This is a genomic window from Desulfonatronospira sp. MSAO_Bac3 (assembly GCF_003838035.1).
Classification (GTDB): domain Bacteria; phylum Desulfobacterota; class Desulfovibrionia; order Desulfovibrionales; family Desulfonatronovibrionaceae; genus Desulfonatronospira; species Desulfonatronospira thiodismutans.
Window position 1 is genome coordinate 1 of record NZ_QYZY01000010.1, and the last position, 3,089, is coordinate 3,089.

4 protein-coding genes and 1 riboswitch are annotated in these 3,089 nt (G+C 52.6%); all 4 genes read left to right on the forward strand.

Features of this window, described 5'->3' with window-relative positions:
• Positions 1-220 precede the first annotated feature (220 nt).
• Positions 221-325: riboswitch (TPP riboswitch) on the forward strand.
• A gap of 171 nt (positions 326-496) precedes the next feature.
• Positions 497-1,270, forward strand: coding sequence for a sulfide-dependent adenosine diphosphate thiazole synthase (locus tag D5S03_RS00220; protein ID WP_287042351.1), 774 nt, complete (start codon positions 497-499; stop codon positions 1,268-1,270).
• Positions 1,271-1,451: 181 nt separating this feature from the next.
• Positions 1,452-2,441, forward strand: a complete 990-nt coding sequence (locus tag D5S03_RS00225) for a DnaJ C-terminal domain-containing protein (RefSeq protein WP_287042352.1) — start codon at positions 1,452-1,454, stop codon at positions 2,439-2,441.
• Positions 2,442-2,464: 23 nt separating this feature from the next.
• Entirely contained in the window at positions 2,465-2,782 is a 318-nt protein-coding gene (locus D5S03_RS00230) for a chaperone modulator CbpM (RefSeq protein WP_008868377.1), read from the forward strand.
• Between the two features lie 15 nt (positions 2,783-2,797).
• Positions 2,798-3,089, forward strand: a 292-nt coding sequence (locus D5S03_RS00235; RefSeq protein WP_287042353.1) for a Clp protease N-terminal domain-containing protein, incomplete at its 3' end; no start/stop codon positions are given.

Genomic DNA, 3,089 nt, shown 5'->3' on the forward strand with positions numbered 1-3,089 from the left:
AATTGCTCGCAGAGCAAGCCCGAAGGGCATTAAACTGGGAGCCAGGACAAAATGATTTTTTTCTTTATCCATCTCTTAATCCTGTTAATCCTGTCAAATAGCTCTTTTCTTTATTGGGTTGTGGGCCAGGCCCGCGTTAGAAGTTTTTGCTTGTGTTTTCTAATCCTTTAAGATACGAGATTTGACGTTCTTTAAATGCATGCTCCGCAATCAGGGAGCTGTGTGTCGCTGGGGGAGGCCTGTGCCTGAGATTTCGGAATTTCCCGAAAGACCCCTCGCACCTGATCCGGATAATACCGGCGTAGGGAAGCGGCTTTGGCATAACTTGACATGCACGTAAGGGCAAAGGACAAGTTTATCAGGGCTGTTTCTTCTGGAAACAGCCCTTTTTTTTGCTCAACAGAATGTATCTGTTAAGTCCCGGCCAGGAACAGTACTGCACTGCCGTAATGCAGGGCCTGGACAGATACAGCACAACTTAACAGGAGGCTTTAAAATGGCACTGGATGAGATCATTATTTCGCGGGCGATTATCGAAACCTATACCAAAAAACTGATGGATTCCCTGGAACTTGACGTGGCCATATGCGGGGCAGGTCCTTCCGGGATGGTGGCCGCCTACTACCTGGCCAGCGCCGGGAAAAAGACGGCCGTGTTCGAGCGCAACCTGGCCCCAGGCGGCGGCATGTGGGGCGGGGGCATGATGTTCAACGAGGTGGTGGTTCAGGAAGAGGCCAGGGAGATCCTGGATGAGCTGGGCATCAAGTCAGTGGAGTACACTCCGGGTTATTACACTGCTGACTCGGTGGAAGCCGTGTGTACCCTGGGCTCCAAGGCAGCCAAGGCCGGGGCCAGGTTCTTCAACCTGGTATGCATAGAAGACGTCATGATCCGGGAAAACCGCATCACCGGGCTGGTCATCAACTGGTCCGCAGTGGAGAGCGCCGGGCTGCATGTGGATCCTCTGACCGTGCGTGCAGATTACGTGGTGGAGGCTACAGGGCACCCGGTGGAGATAATGCAGGTCATTGAGAGCAAGATGGACACCCGGCTCAATACTCCTTCAGGCAGGTTGGAAGGAGAGAAGTCCATGTGGGCGGAAAAGGCAGAGGAGCATACAATAGAAAACACCACAGAGGCCTTTCCCGGGGTCTATGTATGCGGTATGTCCGCCAATGCCACTTTCGGCTCCTTCAGGATGGGGCCAGTATTTGGAGGCATGCTCAGATCCGGCAAAAAAGTGGCCCAGGAGATTATTGGGAGATCATAAAAAATTTAAACGGAGTTGAAACAGCCGACAGCCGGGTTCATTTATTTGAGCCCGGCTTTTTTATTTGCAAGAGGGCACAACTATTCAAAAACTTGACTAAAATGTTTGCCGACTTAAAGAATCTAGTCAGGAACTTACAGAGTTGCGGTTCTAATTCTGGTTTGGAAGGGAGAAAGCGATCATGGAATACAAGGACTATTACAAGATCCTGGGGGTGGATAAGAATGCTTCCCAGGAAGAGATCACCAAGGCCTATAAGAAGCTGGCCAGAAAATATCATCCCGATTTGAACCCGGATGATTCTACGGCTGAAGACAGGTTTAAAGACGTTAACGAAGCTTACGAAGTGCTCAAGGACCCGGAAAAGAGAAAGCATTATGATGCACTGGGTGCCGACTGGCAGCACGGACAGAATTTTCAGCCGCCGCCGGGTTATGAGAATGTACACTTTGAATTCCGCGGTGATCCCGGTGCAGGTCAGGGATTCGACATGGGCGGATTCAGTGATTTCTTTGAGTCTATTTTCAGGGGCTTCGGCGGTGCAGGCCAGGATTTCCGGGGCAGCGGCACCAGGGGATTCAGGGGTGATCCTTTTTCCGGAGGGGGATTTTCCTCCAAGGGACAGGACGCTGAGGCCACCCTGGAGCTGACCCTGGAAGAGGCCTACAAAGGCGGCAAAAAGAGTATTACCCTGCAGGAGCAGGTAATGGGTGCCGATGGCATGCCCCATGTGCAGAATAAGACCCTGAGCGTCAATGTTCCCAAGGGCATCAAGGACGGCAGCAAGATCCGCCTTTCAGGACAGGGTTCGCCCGGGCGCGGGCAGGGGGCTGCCGGGGATCTGTATCTGAAAGTCAGAATAGCCCCGCATCCTTATTTCAAGGTGGACGGCAACAATATAATCTATGATCTGCCCCTGGCACCCTGGGAAGCCGTCCTGGGCGCAAAAGTCCGGGTTCCCACGCTGGATGGGGATGTGGAGATGAATATCCCGGCCGGCATCAGCAGCGGCCAGAAGATGCGCCTCAAGGGACGCGGCATGGGCCGTGGGGCTGCCAAGGGCGACCAGATGGTCAGGATCATGATAAAAGTCCCCAAAAACATTACTGAAGAAGAAAAAGACCTGTGGCAACAACTCTCGGAAAAATCCGGGTTTAACCCCAGGAATTAGAACAGGGTTTTTACGGAGGAAACATGTCCAATTATATACAAACCCGAAGACAGGGAAATTTGATCAGGGCCAATCTGATACACTGGTCCCAGTTTGTGCAGCGTACCGGGGTCTGCCCCAGTATGCTGGGCGAACTCGTTGAGATGGGCTGGGTTGAGTCCATCTGTACTTCGCCTGAAAGCTATCATTTCCCGGAAAAGGAAGTTTTCCGGGTACAGAAACTGGTCCGCCTGTGCCGGGACTTTGAGCTGCCGACCATCGGCGGCGTGCTCATTATTGACCTGCTGGACAGAATCGAGCAGCAGGACAAGGAAATCAGGCAACTGAGAAGATTAATATAATTCGGAGGAACAATTATGGATATAAATAAATTCACACAGAAATCGCAGGAAGCTATATCAGCTGCCCAGGAAGTAGCCATGCGCCTGGGGCACCAGCAGGTTGAGGTGGAGCACCTGTTTAAATCCCTGCTGGAGCAGGAACAGGGACTGGTTCCCAGGATTCTGCAGCAGGCCGGGTATAACCCTTCATCCATCAGCACTTCCCTGGACAAGCAACTTGAGAAACTGCCCCGGGTGAGCGGACCAGGAAGCCAGCCGGGGCAGATATACGTGACCCAGAGGCTGAATTCGCTTCTGCTCAAGGCCC